The sequence below is a fragment of the Odoribacter sp. AF15-53 genome (genome assembly GCF_003479425.1).
Lineage (GTDB): Bacteria > Bacteroidota > Bacteroidia > Bacteroidales > Marinifilaceae > Butyricimonas.
In genome coordinates, this window is record NZ_QUHC01000002.1 from 528,422 (window position 1) to 548,366 (window position 19,945).

A 19,945-nucleotide genomic window follows, 5' to 3' on the forward strand; every position below is an offset into this window, starting at 1 on the left:
CGTGAAAAGGTGCTACCAATTGCAACATTGGAACACCCTTTTTATATCTTTGTGAAATGCAAACTAATAAAGAAAAATAACCGCATCTATGGTGTAGTTATTGATGCATTATCAATAATTAAACAGAAACGCAATGACAAAAGAAGAAGCATATATTTTATTAAGTTTCCATTCTTGTAGAAACAATGATATAGAAAATGAGAAATGGGAAAATGGATTTCTTGGTTCACTTCGTCCATTTCAAGGGAAACTATATGAGTGTAATTTTATTGAGATAATGGAATGTCTTAAAGTTCTTGCGGATGATTTTATGAAGCCAACAATCAATCAAGCCCTATTAAGCGATGTGTATAGCATTATACATTTAGGCAGGAGATGGATTGACAGAGCTGATTTTGTTACACAAGAGCAGCAAAAGCAAATCATAAAATGGGTTGATATGATACAAGATTGTTTCTACTACCTATTAGAAGGAGATGTTGATACTGCGTTTCTTGAATATGAATATAAAATTGATAACAAGGAAAGCTAACCCCTAAACGGTGTTCCTTTCCAACCCATTAGTAACTATTAAAGCATATCCATATTATCACAAAAAAATAAGCCCAGCATCCCCTTCAACAAGGATATACCGGGCTTACGCTCCGTATACTTGCGAATAGCGAGGTTGATTATCTACTCAATTTATATTCTATAATCTTTGTCAAAACCTCCCGAAGCGTTCCCCCCATCGCCCGTACCATCTTCGGCACGAAACTGTTGGAGGTCATTCCCGGCGTGGTATTCACTTCAAGCATGAAAATCTCGTCATCCCGCACGATATAATCCACCCGGATAATCCCGTCGCACCGCAGGATATCGTATATCATGGAAGACAACGTCTTGATCCGATTCGTCAACTCGGGAGAAATCCGGGCAGGGATAATCTCATCGGACATCTTGGGATCATACTTTGCCTCGAAATCAAAAAACTCTTTCTTCGGGATCACCTCGGCGATCGGCATGGCAAAATTCATATCCCCGGCTTTCACCACCCCACAAGTCAATTCCGTACCGTTGATAAACGTCTCGATCAGCACCTCGTGACAAAGGGCAAAAGCCTTCTGAAGAGCCTCTTCCAGTTGGGCAGCCTCTTTTACCTTTGTCACCCCGAAACTCGATCCCTCGGCATTCGGCTTCACGAAACACGGTAACCCTACCTCTTCGATAATCTCGTTCACGTCATATTCCATTCCTCGTATCAGCATCACGGCATTCGCCACGTTCACCCCATAACTCTTCAAGTAAGTATTACATGTGTGCTTGTCAAAAGTCAACGCGGAAGCCAACACGTTGCATCCCCCGTACGGGACCCCCATCATATCAAGGTATCCCTGCAACAACCCGTTCTCGCCAGGGTTCCCGTGTATTGTGATGTAAGCGAAATCAAACATGATCTTCTCGCCGTCACGGGTAAAGGAGAAATCATTCTTGTCAACAGGATATTTCTCGTCCCCGATTTCAACATGCCAATCCCGTCCTTTCAAAATAAGAAGATATTTATTGTAGCGTGTCTCGTCTACCTGATCGTATATATTTTTTCCTGATTGCATGGACACCCCGTACTCGGAAGAGTTCCCACCGGCTATAATCGCAACATTTTTCATTTTCTTGTATTCTACATTAAATATGTCTAAATAACACCTGCGCGAATATAAATAATTACCACCATATTATTTCGCCTCTTCAAAAATATTCACGCCTATATCTCACGGGACAATATCACTCTTCTTGCCTCCCCGAAAAGATGACTCAATCCCATTAATTCCCGAAATACACCCCTTATTCCGGCCCAACAACAGATCAGTCAAAAAACATCCCTATATTGCCGAAAAGTCAAAAACAAACTCCATTTAGTTTTATTCCCAAATTTGTTTCTAAATCCCCCTTTTTTGTCCTATTTTTGCCAATACAAGAAGTGTATGAACATGCCAGCATATCGCATGCAGACAAAACAAAGGGACAAATGAATGAAAGTGAAGCAATTACCCACGAGGACGACAATTTATCGCCCGAGGAGGAAATATCCCAACTAATAGATAAACAATACCTGTTCACGGAAAGTATATACGCGCACTTACCGATAGGGATAGAAATCTATGACTCGAAAGGAGTCCTGCGTGCGATAAACGATCACGCCTTGCGCATGTACGGGGTTGATGACCGGAATTCGGTGATAAACCATGTAAATCTCTACAACAGTCCCTACGTTAATGCAGAATTATTGGGGAAAATACAGCGAGGGGAGGAAATTGCCTTGGAATTTGAATACGATTTCGACAAAATAAACAGCAAGGCATACTTCACTACTCACAACCAGAACACCATGATTTACGGAGTCCAGATCGTTGCCATACGCAACAAGAAGGGAACCTTGATCGGGCACATATTGCTTGCCAATGACGTGACGAACATGAAAGAAACGGAATTTCGCACGGAAGAAAGCAAGAAAAATCTGGAAATGGCCATGGATGCCTCCAACATGTCTTCCTGGGTATATGATGTACATAAAAAAGAACTCAGTCCGTTGTATGGCACCCCGATCGTGAAAGCCCCCATGACACTAGAAACCTTACTGGAAAACGTACACCCGCAAGACCGTACTCCCTTGCAACAACAGTTCTCACAATTAGTCGATAAAGAAATCCAACTGGGTCAAATCACGATTCGTTACTATAACGAACAAGAGCAACAGTACCGTTACTACGAGAGCAGGATGCGCTTATCTTCCGAACATCTGGGAAAATTATTGATCATCGGAACAGAACTGGACGTGACGAAAAAAATCCAGATGGCAAAAGAAGCACAGGACTTGATCGCAAAACGAGAACTGGCCATGCGGGTCAGCAACATCGTCCACTGGGATTTTGACGTGCGGACTCAAAAATTCAAAGCCTACAATGACCCGATCAACGATTACGTCAGTGACAAACTCGTGACCGTCGAAGAATACATGAACACCATACATCCCGAAGACCGTTCCGCCTCTTACGATGCCATACAATCTATGCTATCGGGGAGCGATATCACGATTGACTTCACCTGTCGCTTGCAAACGAAACACGATGATTCATGGCAATACAATAATATCATCGGCGTTCCTTTCGAGAGGGACGAAGAGGGAAATATCATACGATTCACAGGATTCAGGCAAAATATCTCCAAACTTCACAAGTTGAACGAGGAACTTGAGGAAAGAAATTACAAAATGCAACTCACGTTCAAAACAGTCGGGATGTCCTACTGGGATTTTGACGCACCAAACAGACTGTTTCGGGCATTCAATGACCCGGTAAATGATTTCGATCCGGAAAAAAACATCACTCCCGAAGAATACCTGAACACGGCTCACCCCGATGACCTAGATTGTATCCACAAGAATCTGAATCACATGATCGAGGGTACCGATAAAGATTTCAACTTCAAATACCGTTCCAAGACCAAATGGGATAAAGACTGGCAAACATGGCTGGTTACCGGTATCCAGGTCGAAAGAAACAAAAAAGGACGTGTTATCCGGTATACCGGAATCAAATACAACAACACGGAATGGGAAAATGTCACCCGTGAACTGAAAGAGTTAAAAGAGAAAGCGGAACTTTCCGACAAGCTTAAATCAGCCTTTCTGGCCAATATGAGCCACGAAATTCGTACCCCGTTGAACGCGATTGTCGGTTTCTCAGAACTTATGGCAAGTTGCGATGACCCGGACGAGAAGAACGAGTATCTGGGCATCATTCAATCCAATAATGAATTACTGTTACGCCTGATCAATGATATTCTCGACCTCTCCAAAATCGAGGCAGGTATCCTCGAACGCAAACGGGAGAAATTCAACATGCCAAAAATTGCCAACGAACTGTATGCCATGATTCTACAAAAGATCACCAACCCGGATATCGAGTTCCGATTGGACAACTCCGGTCCGGACTGCTGCGTATTTTTGGATCGAAACCGCTTGAAACAAGTATGGATGAATTTCCTTACCAACGCGGTAAAATGCACGAAATCAGGATATATAAAAATGGGATATTCTATTGAAAGAGAGGGCATCCGCATATACGTAGAAGATTCCGGAGTCGGCATTCCCAAAGAACTACAAAACAGATTATTCGGTCGCTTCCAAAAACTCAATGAATTCGCACAAGGAACGGGACTCGGACTAGCTATTTCCAAGGCGATCATCGAAGGTGCGGGAGGAGAAATCGGATGTACTTCAGTTCCCGGCTCCGGGTCAACTTTCTGGGCATGGATTCCCTGCGAAATGCACCTGCACGAAGAGATCGCGGCAACCATACCACAAACCCCGAAACAACAAATATCCCTGAATGGGATCAACGAAAAGGACCTAAAAATTCTACTTGCCGAAGATAATGACAGTAACTATTTATTAGTACAACATATTCTCAAAAACTACGACCTCACGCGGGTGTTAACCGGTGCGGATGCCGTCAACAAAATTCGTGACGAGCATTTCGACATCGTTCTCATGGACATGAAAATGCCCGTCATGGGAGGATTGGAAGCAACTCGTAAAATTCGGGAATTCGACACGGCAATCCCGATCATCGCCCTTACGGCTAACGCATTCGATACCGACAAGATCAGCGCAATTGATGCAGGATGTAACGCATTCCTGACCAAACCTTTAAAGAAAAGCGAATTACTAGAAATCTTCGCCACGAAATGGTAAGTAACATGTAAATAAGAGGAGAGTGTTCTCTAAAATACCAAAAAGAGCGTGCAAATTGACGAAACCTTTATATTTTTGCAAGCTTAAAAAATGATAACATGGCAAAAGTAAACGATCTCACGCAAGGAAGTATCAGTCAAGGAATATGGAGCATGGCTATTCCCTTGATTACCGCCTCTTTCGTCCAAATGGCTTATAGCATGACCGACATGATCTGGCTGGGGCATCTGGGTAGCGAAAGCGTGGCTGCCGTGGGTGTTGCAGGCTTTTTCACGTGGTTAGGCAACGCTCTTTCGTTTATCAGCAAAGTGGGAGCCGAAGTCACGATCTCGCAATCCCTCGGCGCGCGTGCCGGGAAAAGAGCCCGGGCGTATGCCAACCAATCTGCCATGTTGTCATCAATCATCGCTTTGGGATACGCCTGCTTTATTTTCGTGGCCGCCCCCATGCTAGTCGGGTTATTCCACCTTGAAGACAAAATATCGGAATTAGCCGTCATGTACATGCGTCTGATCACCCCCGGACTGTTCTTCACATTCAACAACAATACGTACAGCGGGCTATACAACGGACAGGGCAACAGCAAAACGCCCCTAAAGATCGTGGCTACCGGACTTGTGTTTAACATCATCCTCGACCCGTTACTGATATATGGTTACAGTTTCGTTCCAGCCATGGGAAGCGCGGGAGCTGCTATCGCCACCACGTTTTCCCAACTTGTCGTATTCACGATTTTCATTTGGAACCTTTATTTCCGTAATTCATCCATCGGAAAACTATATTTTATCACCCGTCTAAGGACTCGTTTCGTAAAACACATCTGCTCGCTCGGTTTACCCGTGAGCATGCAAAGCGCCCTATTTGCCATGTTCTCGCTAACACTGGCAACCGTGGCCGCCCAATGGGGACACATCGGAGTGGCCGTACAAAGCGTGGGGGCACAGATAGAGGCCATTACCTGGATGACGGCAGCCGGATTCTCGACAGCCCTAGCTGCCTTTACCGGGCAGAACTTCGGGGCTCGCAACCTATCTCGTATCCGCCTGGGATACCACTACACGCTGAAACTCGCCGGGGGTATAGCTCTTATCGCTTGTCTAGCCTTCCTCTTCCTCAGCAAAGAGATTTTCAGCGTGTTCATCAACGAACCGCAAACCCTAACCGCCGGAAGCGCATACCTGAAAATTCTCGCTATTTCACAAATATTCTCGGCTATCGAACAGGTGACCGCCGGGGCCTTTAACGGCTGCGGACGCACCACCCCTCCCGCTATCGTGGGGATTATCCTCACGGGGGCACGTATCCCGCTGGCCTATTACCTGGTAACCTTCCCGTCACTCGGACTAAACGGAATCTGGTGGAGTATCTCCCTTTCCAGCGTACTGAAAGGTATCGTGCTGGCTATCTGGTATCAATCTTTCCAGAAACGTCTTCAAAGCGGGCTATACAAACCTGTCGGAATCATTGGAAAAATGCATGCCGTGGCCAGTCGCCTCTGGCAGCAATTTAATTGAAATCTGAAAGCAAAAAACAAGTATCAGTAAAAATCTCTTTCCATTCCCGAAAAAATAATATTGATTCATTACAGAATTTTTTCTGTAATTTTTCGGCATAAAGATTGTTGATGTAAAAAATAAGGCTTACATTTGACGGCGTAAAAAAGCAACAAATCGCCTTAAAAGGAACGTATAACAATAAAAAAATTACAGAAATGAAAGTAACAGTTGTAGGAGCAGGAAACGTTGGTGCTACATGCGCTAATTGCATCGCTGAAAAAGACATCGTGAATGAAGTTGTCCTTCTGGACATCAAAGAAGGTGTTGCTGAAGGGAAATCATTGGATATGTGGCAAACCGCCCCGATCAATCTTTATGACACCCGCATTAAAGGCGTGACCAACGATTACGAAGCTACCAATAATTCAGAAGTTGTGGTAATCACTTCCGGTCTTCCTCGTAAACCGGGTATGAGCCGTGATGACTTAATTGCAACAAATGCCGGCATTGTAAAATCAGTAACCGAAAATATTATCAAACATTCTCCGAACGCCAAGATCATCATCGTATCCAACCCGCTCGACGTAATGTGCTACTGCGCTTACTTGACCGCCAAGATTGATTCCAGCCGTGTATTCGGTATGGCAGGTATCCTGGATACCGCTCGTTACAGAGCTTTCCTGGCTGAGGCATTGAATGTTTCCCCGAAAGACATCCAAGCTCTATTATTAGGTGGACACGGAGACACGATGGTTCCGCTTCCAAGATATACCACGGTTTCAGGTATTCCGGTAACGGACTTGATTGACGAGGCAACTTTACACGCTATCATCGAAAGAACAAAAGTGGGAGGTGGAGAACTCGTTAAATTAATGGGTACTTCAGCATGGTACGCCCCGGGTGCAGCTGCAGCCCAAATGGTAGAGGCTATCGTATGCAACCACAGAAGAGTATTCCCGGTATGCGCTTTATTGAACGGAGAATACGGAATGAACAACATCTATCTGGGAGTTCCGGTAATCTTAGGCAAGAACGGTATCGAGAAAATCATCGAGGTTAAACTTGACAAGGACGAAAAAGAATTACTGGCTCAATCAGCAAAAGCTGTAAAATCAGTAATGGACGTACTTGATAACATGAATTTATTTTAACTAACAATAGTACTTCACGATCATTCTGTTAGAAAACCGTTCCGGGGCGCCGGAACGGTTTTTACTTTTATAAAAGGACCTCTCCCTCATCAACTTGAGTTAACCAATCCTTTTCAAACAGAAATAAGTTTAAACAGCACATGTTCAAGCGACATTCGTCACGAACAAAGACGAGTCAACTCGTCTTTGTCTTGTCTTTATCTTGTCTATGTCTCGCCTTTAATGCCTGATCACGGCCTTAAAACTACCTGAACACGATTCATTCACACAAACACGACTTACCATCCCGGATTCTGTTCCAACTTGGCGTCGATATTAGCATCAATCGCTTTCTGCGGGATCGGGAATAATTTCCACTCGATCTTTCCCGTGTACACCGGGTAATCTGCGATATAGTAAGCATGAGCCCGCAGCTGATCTTCCAACACGGAACCCTGCATACGCAGCAACGTACACCACCTTCTCTCCTCCAAGAATAATTCTCTCGCCCGCTCGTCAAGAATAAAAGCCAAGGATATATCCCCTTCTGTAGCCAGACGAGTACATTGGGCACGTTTACGCAACTGGTTAATATCATTTGCCGCATTTCCCGGATCACCCATCCGGAAATAAGCCTCCGCCCGGAGCAAGTAAGTCTCGGACAAACGGCAAGCGTATTCATCCCGGAACGTGTTGGTGCGATTCCCCCCGAATACCAAATCCTCGTAGCCCCAATCATCCACGGGTGCGAATTTCGTCCAGATCGGGTAGCAGTGATCCATGTTCGCCTCATCAAGCATATCCTTCGTCACCAACTTACCATACATGCTATGTTTAGTATCAATACACACTAATTCCCGTCGGATATTCGCTTTGGAATTACGCATGTCATTCGCGAAATCACCCGCCCAGATACCCTCGATCATATACTCGGTCGGGGCATTAAAGGATACTCCCCGTCCTCCCACGTAAGCGCAAAGATTACCACCGGGATACACTTTCTCGTCAATATTCGTGTTCCAAGGCCCGTATCCCGCATTGGCTTCCGCATACTCGCTCTTCCAACGCATTTCTCTCATCACGGGTGAAAAACTCCCGGCGTAAGGCAAGAAATGATTTCCTCCGAAATCGTGCCACACGTTCACATCATTCTGCAACGTCCACAAGGCCTCCGTGTTCCCTTCCGCACGATCCAGATTTCCCCGCTGGAAAAGATCAAAAAACACATCCCCGTCCGGGTAATAAGCCTCGACCCCGTTCACTGTTTCGCCTCCCGGTTGCGATCTAGTACCAAACCGTTCCATCATCAAAGAATGAAGCTCGGTCACTTTCGTCGCGCACGTAACGGCTTGTCGCAACAACTCCCTGTCATCCCCCAACTCGGTAGCCAAAGCCAGATAAGCCTCGGCCAGAAAATGATAAGCCGCCCCTTTACCCACGTACCCGGCCTCACCCGAATAGTCCGGCAGGGTATCCGCCGCATTCGTCAAATCCTCTATCGCAAAACGATAAGTCTCCTCCCGGCTCATCCGGGTAAAATCATACCGGGGTTCCTGATAAAACTTTGTCACCAACGGGACTCCACCAAACACCTCGGCTAAAGTCAGGTAAGCAAATCCCCGGAAGAAATGCGCCTGAGCCCGGACTTCCGCCCGGTCATTCTCGCTATCCCAGTTCAATTCCTTAACTTCCGTTCCCTCCAACGTCTGATTGGCATAACTCACCAACTGGTAATAAGCCTCGTAAATCTTATTCACCTCGCTCTTGTCCGTGGACCACGAGGAGAAATTCGACAACCCGTTACCGCTTGAACGCCAATTCGGGGTATCAAACAAATCGGCTCCCGCCCCTTTCAGGAAAACATCATTCTGTAACCAATAACGGGCGTGAGCATACATATTCGTCACGCAAGCTTTCACCTGATCCACGGTTTTGAAAGCGTCTTCCGCCGTGTAAAACGTATCGGGATGCTCTTCCAGAAAAAGATCGTCATTACACCCGGAAAGTCCCATTGTCAAGGCGGCAAAAACCACCGCAATATATCTTCTAGTCTTTATCATCGCTTTACAAATTTAAAATGTCAAGTTAACACCGAATGAATACATGGCTGCCAAGGGATAACCGTAACTTCCTCCCAGAGTTTGTTTGATTTCCGGATCACCCCCGACCCAATTGGTTATCGTGAATACATTCTTGGCCGCAAAAAAAACTTTCAACCCGCTTATCGCCAAACGACTTAACCAATCCTGATGAAAGGTGTACGAAAGACTTAAATCCTGCAAACGCACGAAACCATAACTCTGTAACGGGGTGAAACGACTATCGGCATAATCCACGCGGGGATACTTGTTACTCTTGTTCTCGGGGGTCCACCAACCGTGATCCAAATTATTGTCCCACACGGTTCCGGTGGCTGTCTGATAGGCATACGTGTTCTGACTCATCCCGTAACCGTTACCCCCGAAAACCCCGGTAAACAAGAAATAAAGTTCCCAATCTTTATATTTTAAAGTACTACTTAAACTCATGCGGAAATTCTCCTTGTTATATCCCAGTATAGTCCGGTCATCCGCCGTGATCTTTCCATCGGTACTCCCGTCCAGATTGGCAAACTTCACGTCACCGGGAGCGGCATTATTAGCCTCGATATATTCCGTGTCCTCTTCCTGCACGATACCAATTGACTTGTACCCGTAGATCGCACCCAACGACTTCCCGATAAACAAACTGTTGGAGATATCATCTTTCCCGTCACCGTACAAATCTTTCAATTTATTCCGGTTCATATAAAAAGTAACCGACGTCGTCCAATCCCATCCTCGTCTCATCACATTACGCGTGGTCAGCGTTGCCTCCAGTCCCCAGTTATTGATCTGTCCCATCGTTGCTTTCATTGATGTCAACCCGTTATTCATCACGGGTAACAAACGATCGAATATCTGATCGGTCGTCTTCGAGAAATAACCGTCGAACTCCAAATATATCCGGCTACCGAGCAATCCAAGGTCAAACCCGTAATTGAACGCCTCGGTGGTCTCCCACCCCAGATCGGGATTCCCCAATTTATCATACCGCTGTCCCCAACTGATCGTTGATTCGTTTCCGAAAGGATAACCGATACCTCCCTGCTGCCCCAGTTTGATCTGCGACAAAGTCATGTACGGGTCCAACGACTGGTTCCCGTTCTTCCCCCACGATCCTTTCAGTTTCAAATAATCAATAAACGACACCCGCTCCATGAAACGTTCGTTCGACACAGTCCAAGCCACCCCGACCGCGGGGAATATCCCCCATTTCGAATTCACGCCAAATACCGACGAACCATCCCGACGGACAGAAACACTCAAATGATACGTCTCATTATAATTATAGCTGATTCGACCGAGATAACCGATATTATTATGCTTTTTCTTATCTATATTCGTTATTTTCTGCGTCTTCGCGTACACCAGACCGTCTGCCCCCAACACAGTATTTCCCTGATCCGAAAAATCACTTCCCGTCATCTTCCGGTAGTCATACAATTTGGAATCTCTCGTGTACACATATGTTGCATCAATAAAATGCTTACCGAACTGCCGGTTGAAGTTCACGATATGGTCCATCACCCAATACGTATTCTTCGTACGGGCACTATAACCGTTCGCCTTACTCAGAAACCCGGACAAGGCAGACGCGGAATACCGATCTTCGGAAGTTCCTTCGGCCACGAAATATCCCTCGTGTTCGAAATAATCCCGCTCTACATTTTCCCATGAATAAGCCGCATTCAGCCGATAACTCAACCCTTTCAACCACGGGCATTTCACCAGCACATGCCCCTTCATCAAAGTTGTAGCGTAGGTATCATGGTCATCCACCGTGCCACTATTCACCAACCACAAGGGATTCGTTAACCCACCACCAAGTTCCCTAGGGTATTTCTCCAACTCCCCGTTCGGACGCTTGGCCCGACCGTAAGGAGTCAGACGCAAAGCCTGTACCAGATTGTAAGTCGTCGGCCCCGAATAATCATTATACGTGTAATTCATTTGTGCCCCCACTTGCAACCAAGAGGCAACATCACTCTGCAAACGGAGTGACAAGGCTTCCCGTTTATAATCGTCACCGATAATCACGCCCTCCTGATCCACGTGCGACGCGGATAAAAAATAATTCAGGTTTTTTGATGCCCCGGAAACCGAAGCCGAATAACTCTGCATCAACCCGACACGACTGATATAATCCAACCAATCGGTAGTCACTCCGTTCTTATAATTCTCCAGCTCGAAACCACTCATCCACGAAGAAGGATCAGCATCTTCAGCCAACTTCTGAGAAGCATTGATCTTTTTGATATAGTCTTCCGGGCTCAACAAATCGGGACGATTAGCCATTTCTGACAACGTCCAGGATGCATTAAAACTCAGAACAGGTTTTCCCATTTTCCCTTGCTTCGTGGTGATCATCACGACTCCATTCGCGGCCTGAGAACCGTAAGCAGCCAGAGAAGTAGCATCCTTCAACACGCTCATACTTTCGATGATATTAGGATCTATATCCCGCAAGCTTCCCATAAAGATCACGCCATCCATAACAATCAAGGGATTGGAACTCGTACCCTTGATCGATTTCTGTCCCCGAACCTGCATGGACGGGGCTTGTCCCGCTCCTTGTTGTTGGGACACGGTAATTCCCGTCACTGTTCCCCGCAACGCATCCATTGAATTCGTGTTCGGCAACAAAGCCAACGGGGATTCCGCCGTGTTGATCACGCTCACCGAACCCGTGAAATTCTTCCGGGCCACGGAACCATATCCCACGACAACCACTTCATCCAACTCCTCGTTTTCCACTTGCAGCCGGACATTCCGTACCCCCTCTCTCTTCAGAACAATCTCCCGGGTCACGTAACCGATAAAAGATACTTGAATAGTGGCTCCCGCTTTCACCGTTATCTTGTAATTCCCCAAGGTATCCGTCACGTTACCATTTGTAGTACCTTTTTCAAGAACCAAGGCTCCAATGACCGGCTCTCCCTGCTCGTCGATCACCCGACCGGATATCTTCCACTCCGCAACACGTGTCGAATCCGCTTCCCCGGCAACACTTTTAAAAACGCTTCCTACCAGACATAGGCAGCCAAGTAGCAATATCCTGCACACTTTAGCTCCCTTCTTTGTTGAAAAATCAAAATCATTCATCTTTATACTATTTACCAATGTATTATTCTCTTGCAAGAACTCACGCCTTTCTCTTGGCTCGCAAGAAATACACCAAAACAAACATCACTTAATACCCTACTGATTTTCAATATCAAAATTTAACCCTAACCGAAACACGCCTCTGAAAATCGTGGAATTTTTACACACTTCAAGCAACAAAATTCCACACTCCACAAGTCCTCCACGACCTTTTCCCGGCAAGAACAACAAACACGAAATAAAATAATTTCCATTTTTATTGATTAATTAAAAAATAGACTTTAACTTTGCATCACAAAGAACTTTTAGACTATGGAAAATAAAGAAGCGCTCAACACATTGCACGACATCAAGAATCTCATGGAAAAATCCACGAAATTCCTGTCTATTAGCGGCATTTCATCTATCCTAGTGGGCCTGTACGCCTGTATTGGAACAAGTTTGGCTTACTTCATACTAGAAAAACAGACGTTTCCCGACACGTTCCTCCACATACCATTATTAAACGTTGCGACCTCCTATCAACTCACGTTAATCTGCCTGATCGCTTTAGGAGTTTTAGCCCTTTCGCTCCTCACGGCTGTCACGATGAGTTACCGCAAAGCGAAAAAGGTCAGCAGGAATATCTTCAAAGACAAATCCGTGTATCGTTTGCTCTGGAATTTCTTTCTCCCGTTATTGACCGGGGGGATTCTTTGTTTCTCTTTAATATGGCACCAACATTACGGGTTAACCTCCTCGATCATGCTTATATTCTACGGCTTATCCCTTGTCAATTGCTCCAAGTACACGTACTCGGACATTCGTTACCTGGGATATGCTGAAATACTGTTAGGACTGATTGATAGTTTCGTGGTCACCCATGCCCTCTTGTTCTGGGTCATCGGGTTCGGACTGCTTCACATCGTGGCAGGCATATACTTTTATTATAAAGTGGAACGTCAACAAGACTAGCAACAAGTAGCTCACGATCCATGAAAGAATTCCTCGAAAATATAAACAAGGCTTTTGAAAGCAAGGCGCGACTGGGAATCATGTCGATATTGATCGTTAACGAATCGGTAGACTTCGTCACGCTCAAAAACTTGCTTGATCTCACGGACGGGAATCTTGCCAGCCACACCAGGAGCCTTGAAGAACTCGGGTACATCCAATGCCAGAAACAATTCATCGGACGTCGCCCGAACACGACCTTCTCCGTTACCCCCAAGGGTCGGGAAGCCTTCACGAAGCACCTCAATGCCCTCGAAGAATTTTTAAAGAATCAGAATCTCTAATTATTTTTTTACCCTTTACACTTTGAAATACAAAGTTCTTTTTAAAATGCAACTTAATACAAGATATCATGAATGAACAAACAGCAACACCGCAAAAAGAGAACAATTCCCGGAAAGGTCTTAATAAACAAGACACGCTAGTTCTCAAAATTATCCTTATCGCATTTTTAATCGCTCTCTCTTTTATTCCCATGAGCATGATCCGAGGGCTGATTTCCGAAAGAGAACAGACAGCTAACGAGGCTGCCAAAGAAGTACAACAGAAATGGAGCGGTTCGCAAACGCTTGTCGGCCCCGTCTTAACCATCCCTTACAAATATCAGGATGAAAAAGGAGAAACCCAGAACGGCTACATCAATTACCTGCCCGAAAACCTCCATATTTCCGGCAACATTAACACCCAAGAGCTAAAACGAGGATTATATGAAATCGTGGTATACAACTCCACCCTGGAACTCAAGGGGACATTCTCGATCAAAGATTTAATAGGAAACGATATCCCGATAAACAATCTTTTATTCGAGCAGACCACCCTCAACATCGGGCTCAGTGACTTACGCGGGATCAACGAACAGGCCACCCTGGAATGGAACGGGCAGAAAATAGACTTCACTCCCGGCGTGGATTCCCACAGTATTGTCTCTTCGGGCATATCCACCAAAATCACTCCCCAACAGCTATTAACAAATGATTCGGTCGTGCACTTTATCGTGAAACTCAAACTAAAAGGTTCTGAATCCATGCAGTTCGCACCACTCGGAAAAACAACCCGAATACAACTCACCTCTAATTGCAAAACTCCCAGTTTTACCGGGGCCTTCTTACCCTCGGAACGGGAAGTTTCCAACGACGGTTTTTCAAGTCAATGGGAGATATTGGAATTTAACCGGAATTACTCTCAAATCATAAAAGGAACACACCGCCAAATAAACACGCCAGACGGTTACACCATACTCGACTCCGGCCTCCGGTATGCGAGTGAAGCCATCGCGCAATCCAGTTTTGGCGTAAACCTCTTGTTCCCGGTCGATCAATACCAAAAATCCATGCGATCCGCTAAATACGCGTTTCTTATTATTATCCTTACTTTCGTGGTCAGTTTCTTTGTCGAAATTTTCCAAAAGAAAAACATCCACCCCGTGCAATACTTGCTTATCGGACTGGCATTATGCCTGTTCTACACGCTGTTGGTATCCACGTCCGAGCATATCGGTTTCACCCCGGCATACATCATATCCGCACTCATGACCACCTCGCTTATCACGTTCTACATGATCGGCATATTGAAAATCAAGAAAACCGCCTTTACTATCGGTGGACTCCTGGCCTGCCTGTACGCTTACATTTTCTTCCTGATTCAACTGGAAACTTACGCCCTTTTGGTAGGAAGCATCGGATTATTCGTCATCCTGGCTATCATCATGTATTTCTCGCAAAAAATAAACTGGTATAATAACTAATTGCAATTGAAGATGAAATAGTAATCCTATTCTCCCTCTATTTAATGAGGTGCTGAAGAAGTTCTATTATCTTGAACTACCACCCCTACCCCCTCCTTACACAGGAGGGGAAACCGCTTGGTTATCACCTCTCCCCCCCCCACGAAGGGGTCAACACTCACTAAGCCACCTCTATGCAAGGGAGCTTCACTCACGAACTACCCCTCTTCCCGTGCAAGGAGGAGCTTCACTCACTAACTAACCCTCCCCCTGTGTAAGGGGGAGCCGGAGGGGGTAGTTGTTTACCACAAAACCAACCTTTTCAACAGACTCGTTTATAGAGGCTGAATTAAAATACTCTTTCATCCCAAATTATAAACTCTAAAACAATACACCATGAAAAAATTATGGCTCTACAATCTACTCCTCACCTTCGCGTTGTTAATCGTATTCCTCGTTATTTTATACACGATCGGGATATACACCAACATTATCGGCCACTATCTGGCAATCTGCATATCCGTAATTACTGGAATCCAAACCGGAGTCAATACACTTTTAGGCATACTAAAAATAAAACAACATACCCCGTGTACGACCCTCCTCGGCATTCTCTCCATTCTATTTTCCTCCGTGACAACACTCTACACGTGGAATTGTATCTTCATTCAATGTTAAACGTCACGAACCGGACACGCAAAAACATCTTATTCCCGAAATATCAAAAGAGACTTTCGCCCCCGTTTTACGGAAAAACTTTGTTCTTCATGACAATTCCTTTTCGAAATTAACATGCCGCTTTTTTTGGATTTCGTCGAAAATGCGTATGTTTGTGCAAACTTTTAAATATGGAGATAAAGATTCCGATAGAGGTGGTTGAACTGGAAGACAACAGCTTTCACATCATTATTACCTTACAAATCGGTAGTATTGAGGGAGATTTTATTATAGACACGGGAGCATCCGTAACCGTCATAGATAAACTTACACCGTTTACTTATGAACCGTTGGATGATGTTTCCGAAATTAACTCCGGGGGTGTGTGCGGAGAGATCAATGAAGTTCAACTGGTGAATATCAAGGCCCTGCAAATCGGCGGCCACACGATAGAGGACATACACGCGGCAGTCATAGACCTGCAATACGTGAATTCACTATACGACAAACACCTGCAACGCAGGGTCGCCGGATTACTGGGAAGTGACTTTCTGGTGAAGCATGAAGCTGTCATTGATTATGGAAATAAGGAGTTAACATTAAAAGTATCTGCCTAATTGTATAGCAATTTTGAAAAAATTGTTATACTTTTGCGCACTAAATATGTGTTAAAAGAAGAATGTAAGCTTAAGTAATTATAAATTCATTAAAACAGATGCAGAATAAAGGAGCGATTACACTACTCGCTGTTGCTTTGGCATTGGTGAGTCTTTATCAGTTGTTTTTTACTTATAAAACCAACCAGGTAGAGAACGCGGCGAAAGAGTTCGCCAACGGTAACCCTATTAAAGAGAAAGAGTATTTAGATTCGGTTGCGAACCAACCCGTTTACAATTTCCTGGGTTTAGCCAAATTCACTTACAAGGAATGTAAGGAATTAGAGTTGAACCTCGGTTTGGACTTGAAGGGTGGTATGAACGTGACCATGGAAGTTGATGTGGTAGACGTTGTCAAGAGCTTGGCAAACCACAGCACGGATCCCGCTTTCAACCAAGCGATCGAGGAAGCCGTGAAAATGAGAGTTTCCAGCCCGAAAGACTTCGTGACTCTTTTCGGTGAGGCATTCGAAAAAATCGCACCGGGAGCACAACTGGCATCCCCGGCTATCTTCGGAACTCACGAGTTGAAAGAAAAAATCAAAGTTGGAGCCTCCAACAAAGAAGTTCTTGACGTGATCCGTAAAGAAGCTGACGGGGCTATCGACAACACGTTTAACATCTTGCGTACTCGTATCGACCGTTTTGGAGTTGCACAACCGAATATCCGTAAAGCTGATATCTCCGGTAGAATCATCATCGAGTTACCGGGTATCAAAGAACCGCAACGTGTAAGAGAGTTGTTGCAAGGAACTGCTGCATTGGAATTCTACGAAACATTCGATAACGCAAAACAACTGGATGCTAACGAGAAACCATTCATTTCTTATCTCTCGGAAGCAGACCAAAAATTAAAAGAAGTTCTTGACGCGCAAGCAGCTCAAGCCGCCCAGTTAGAAAGCACGGAAACTACCACCCAAACGGAAACAACCGTGAAAGAAGAAGATAAAGAATCAGCAATCCTAGACGCGATCAAGGGAGAATCAGATTCTTTGAAAACTTCTACAAACATGGCAGAGTTCCAAAAAGAACACCCGCTTCTTGCCGTGTTATCCCCGAACATGACCCAACAGGGACAACCCATCGGAGGGTCCACCATCGGATATGCTAACGTAAAAGATACTTCTAAAATAAACGCGTACCTGAGATTACCGCAAGTAAAAGCGGCGTTCCCGCGTAACGCCCGTCTATTATGGGAAATGAAAGCCGTGAACGGGATGGTTCCTTTACACGCTATCAAGATTACCACCCGTAACGGGAAAGCTCCTCTTGAAGGTGACGCCGTGATCGACGCCAGACAAGACTACGATCAACAAGGCCGCCCCGTAGTATCCATGCAAATGAATAGTGAAGGGACTAAAACTTGGGCTCGCTTAACGAAAGACAATATCGGACGTTGTATCGCCATCGTGCTTGACGGCATGGTAGCTTCTTCCCCGAACGTGAACGACGAAATCAAGGGTGGTAGCTCTCAGATTTCCGGACGTTTCGACGTGAAAGAGGCTGGTGACTTGGCAAACATTTTGAAATCCGGTAAATTACCCGCCCCCGCACGTATCATCGCTGACGAGGTTGTGGGAGCATCTTTGGGACAAGAAGCCATCCAATCCGGTATGTGGTCATTCATCATCGCGTTCGTGCTGGTGTTGGCTTACATGCTATTCTTCTACAGTAAGAGTGCCGGTTTGGCTGCTGATATCGCCTTGCTTGCCAACTTGTTCTTCTTGTTCGGTATCTTGGCTTCCATCGGGGCTGTATTGACCTTACCCGGTATCGCCGGTATCGTGTTGACCATGGGTATGGCTGTCGACGCCAACGTGTTGATCTACGAACGTATCCAAGAGGAAATCAGAGCCGGAAAGGGATTAAAACTTGCTATCAAGGAAGGTTACAGTAATGCTTATTCTGCCATCATCGACGGTCAGTTAACAACCTTATTAACCGGATTTATCCTGTACTATTTCGGAGAAGGTCCGATCAAAGGTTTCGCAACTACGTTGATCATCGGTATCCTTTCCTCTCTGTTCACTGCTATCTTCATCACTCGTTTGATTCTTGAAAGAGCAGCATCCAAGAGCGATAACGTAACTTTCACCACTCCGTTAACCGCAAACTGGTTAAGAAATACCAAATTCCCCTTCTTGCAAAAACGCAAGATCAGTTACACGATCTCAGGTATCATCATCATCCTCTGTTTCGCATCTTTGTTCACCAGAGGTTTGGATAAAGGTATCGACTTCGTGGGAGGTAGAACTTATACCGTAACTTTCGCCCAAGACGTACAAGTTGGAGATGTTGCCGAGAAATTGGCAGAAGTTTACGGAAGCGCTCCTGAAGTAAAAACTGTCGGAACGGCAAATAACGTGAAGATTACCACGAAATATAGAATCGAGGAAAGCGGTGCAGATGTTGATGCTAACGTGGACTCTTTATTATACGTGGGATTACAGGAAATTCTTCCTGCCGGAACGGATTACGAGACCTTCCGTAGCGTACACCTGCAACAAACTCAGAAGATCGGTCCTGCCGTGGCTGAAGACATGACGAGAGCTGCCGTTTGGTCGGTATTGTTCGCCTTGATCGGAATCTTCATCTACATCATGGTTCGTTTCTCCAAATGGCAATATGGTGCAGGTGCCGTTGTCGGGTTAGCTCATAACACGATCATCGTAATCGGTGCATTCTCTCTATTCGCCGGATTGTTACCCTTCTCGCTTGAAGTTGACCAGTCATTCATCGCCGCGGTACTGACCGTTGTGGGTTACACCATCAATGATACCGTGGTTGTATTCGACCGTATCCGTGAGTACCGGAAACTCTACCCGAAACGAGATGACGAACAAGTTGTTAACGATGCATTGAACTCCACGTTACGCCGTACGTTCAGTACTTCATTATCAACTATTGTCGTGTTGTTAGCGATATTCATCTTCGGTGGTGCATCTATCAAGGGATTCATCTTCGCCTTGTTAGTTGGTATCGTTGTCGGTACATACTCATCACTGTTCATCGCAACCCCTGTATCATTCGACTTGACCAGAGCGTTCAAGAAAAATGCAGGAGAAAAGAAATAATCAAAAATTTCATCTATACGAAAACAGCCCGATCGCAAATCGGGCTGTTTTCATTTCAATGATAAAACTTATTCTTACATTGCTTTCAATTCCCAGAAAACGTTTTTGAAGCACTAAACCGTACAAATAACAAGCGAACCTAAAAATCTCTCGATTTTTCAACAATATTCCTTATATCTAAAAAAGGAAATAGGAATTCATCACAATCGGACTCGTTTTAGTTACAAAATGAAAGTAAAAATGATTCAACTATATTAAAGTTGCAATTTAATTGGTTTTATAACAATAAATATTCTACTTT

13 protein-coding genes are annotated in these 19,945 nt (G+C 45.0%); 10 read left to right on the forward strand and 3 right to left on the reverse strand.

Going from position 1 to position 19,945, the window contains the following annotated elements:
• The first annotated feature begins 133 nt into the window (after positions 1-133).
• On the forward strand, positions 134-532 hold the full coding sequence (locus DWW52_RS06690) for a hypothetical protein (protein ID WP_118714689.1): 399 nt from the start codon (positions 134-136) through the stop codon (positions 530-532).
• Positions 533-671: 139 nt separating this feature from the next.
• Here the strand turns inward: DWW52_RS06690 and DWW52_RS06695 are convergent, their stop codons facing one another.
• Complete coding sequence (locus DWW52_RS06695; RefSeq protein WP_118714690.1) at positions 672-1,646, reverse strand: D-alanine--D-alanine ligase; 975 nt, start codon at positions 1,644-1,646, stop codon at positions 672-674.
• A 359-nt stretch (positions 1,647-2,005) separates the two neighbouring features.
• Here DWW52_RS06695 and DWW52_RS06700 point away from each other — a divergent pair, with 359 nt between their 5' ends.
• The 3 genes from DWW52_RS06700 to mdh all read left to right on the forward strand — a co-directional run bounded on the left by DWW52_RS06700 (position 2,006) and on the right by mdh (position 7,379).
• On the forward strand, positions 2,006-4,732 hold the full coding sequence (locus DWW52_RS06700) for a PAS domain-containing hybrid sensor histidine kinase/response regulator (protein WP_118714691.1): 2,727 nt from the start codon (positions 2,006-2,008) through the stop codon (positions 4,730-4,732).
• 98 nt (positions 4,733-4,830) lie between these two features.
• Positions 4,831-6,246, forward strand: coding sequence for an MATE family efflux transporter (locus tag DWW52_RS06705; RefSeq protein ID WP_118714692.1), 1,416 nt, complete (start codon positions 4,831-4,833; stop codon positions 6,244-6,246).
• Positions 6,247-6,443: 197 nt separating this feature from the next.
• Positions 6,444-7,379, forward strand: a complete 936-nt coding sequence (gene mdh / locus DWW52_RS06710) for a malate dehydrogenase (RefSeq protein ID WP_118714693.1) — start codon at positions 6,444-6,446, stop codon at positions 7,377-7,379.
• A 278-nt stretch (positions 7,380-7,657) separates the two neighbouring features.
• Here mdh and DWW52_RS06715 read toward each other — a convergent pair whose 3' ends face one another.
• On the reverse strand, positions 7,658-9,418 hold the full coding sequence (locus DWW52_RS06715) for a RagB/SusD family nutrient uptake outer membrane protein (protein ID WP_233556744.1): 1,761 nt from the start codon (positions 9,416-9,418) through the stop codon (positions 7,658-7,660).
• A 12-nt stretch (positions 9,419-9,430) separates the two neighbouring features.
• Entirely contained in the window at positions 9,431-12,541 is a 3,111-nt protein-coding gene (locus DWW52_RS06720; protein WP_118714694.1) for a TonB-dependent receptor, read from the reverse strand.
• A gap of 312 nt (positions 12,542-12,853) precedes the next feature.
• Here DWW52_RS06720 and DWW52_RS06725 point away from each other — a divergent pair, with 312 nt between their 5' ends.
• From DWW52_RS06725 to secDF, 6 genes are all read left to right on the forward strand, one after another.
• Complete coding sequence (locus DWW52_RS06725; protein WP_118714695.1) at positions 12,854-13,495, forward strand: hypothetical protein; 642 nt, start codon at positions 12,854-12,856, stop codon at positions 13,493-13,495.
• 20 nt (positions 13,496-13,515) lie between these two features.
• Positions 13,516-13,818 (forward strand): transcriptional regulator, encoded by a 303-nt coding sequence (locus tag DWW52_RS06730; protein WP_118714696.1) that lies wholly within the window; start codon positions 13,516-13,518, stop codon positions 13,816-13,818.
• Positions 13,819-13,886: 68 nt separating this feature from the next.
• Complete coding sequence (gene creD, locus DWW52_RS06735) at positions 13,887-15,278, forward strand: cell envelope integrity protein CreD (RefSeq protein ID WP_118714697.1); 1,392 nt, start codon at positions 13,887-13,889, stop codon at positions 15,276-15,278.
• A 375-nt stretch (positions 15,279-15,653) separates the two neighbouring features.
• Positions 15,654-15,935, forward strand: coding sequence for a hypothetical protein (locus DWW52_RS20940; RefSeq protein WP_148315340.1), 282 nt, complete (start codon positions 15,654-15,656; stop codon positions 15,933-15,935).
• Positions 15,936-16,105: 170 nt separating this feature from the next.
• Positions 16,106-16,531: a retropepsin-like aspartic protease gene (locus DWW52_RS06740; protein ID WP_118714698.1), complete on the forward strand. Its 426-nt coding sequence runs from the start codon at positions 16,106-16,108 to the stop codon at positions 16,529-16,531.
• A gap of 98 nt (positions 16,532-16,629) precedes the next feature.
• Positions 16,630-19,644 (forward strand): protein translocase subunit SecDF, encoded by a 3,015-nt coding sequence (secDF, locus tag DWW52_RS06745; protein WP_118714699.1) that lies wholly within the window; start codon positions 16,630-16,632, stop codon positions 19,642-19,644.
• Positions 19,645-19,945 lie beyond the last annotated feature (301 nt).

What these genes read in the sequence shown, in the direction of transcription:
- DWW52_RS06690 (WP_118714689.1), top strand. Translation starts at nt 134, where the DNA reads ATGACAAAAGAAGAAGCATATATTTTATTAAGTTTCCATTCTTGTAGA.
- DWW52_RS06695 (WP_118714690.1), bottom strand. Translation starts at nt 1,646, where the DNA reads ATGAAAAATGTTGCGATTATAGCCGGTGGGAACTCTTCCGAGTACGGG.
- DWW52_RS06700 (WP_118714691.1), top strand. Translation starts at nt 2,006, where the DNA reads ATGAATGAAAGTGAAGCAATTACCCACGAGGACGACAATTTATCGCCC.
- DWW52_RS06705 (WP_118714692.1), top strand. Translation starts at nt 4,831, where the DNA reads ATGGCAAAAGTAAACGATCTCACGCAAGGAAGTATCAGTCAAGGAATA.
- mdh (WP_118714693.1), top strand. Translation starts at nt 6,444, where the DNA reads ATGAAAGTAACAGTTGTAGGAGCAGGAAACGTTGGTGCTACATGCGCT.
- DWW52_RS06715 (WP_233556744.1), bottom strand. Translation starts at nt 9,418, where the DNA reads ATGATAAAGACTAGAAGATATATTGCGGTGGTTTTTGCCGCCTTGACA.
- DWW52_RS06720 (WP_118714694.1), bottom strand. Translation starts at nt 12,541, where the DNA reads ATGAATGATTTTGATTTTTCAACAAAGAAGGGAGCTAAAGTGTGCAGG.
- DWW52_RS06725 (WP_118714695.1), top strand. Translation starts at nt 12,854, where the DNA reads ATGGAAAATAAAGAAGCGCTCAACACATTGCACGACATCAAGAATCTC.
- DWW52_RS06730 (WP_118714696.1), top strand. Translation starts at nt 13,516, where the DNA reads ATGAAAGAATTCCTCGAAAATATAAACAAGGCTTTTGAAAGCAAGGCG.
- creD (WP_118714697.1), top strand. Translation starts at nt 13,887, where the DNA reads ATGAATGAACAAACAGCAACACCGCAAAAAGAGAACAATTCCCGGAAA.
- DWW52_RS20940 (WP_148315340.1), top strand. Translation starts at nt 15,654, where the DNA reads ATGAAAAAATTATGGCTCTACAATCTACTCCTCACCTTCGCGTTGTTA.
- DWW52_RS06740 (WP_118714698.1), top strand. Translation starts at nt 16,106, where the DNA reads ATGGAGATAAAGATTCCGATAGAGGTGGTTGAACTGGAAGACAACAGC.
- secDF (WP_118714699.1), top strand. Translation starts at nt 16,630, where the DNA reads ATGCAGAATAAAGGAGCGATTACACTACTCGCTGTTGCTTTGGCATTG.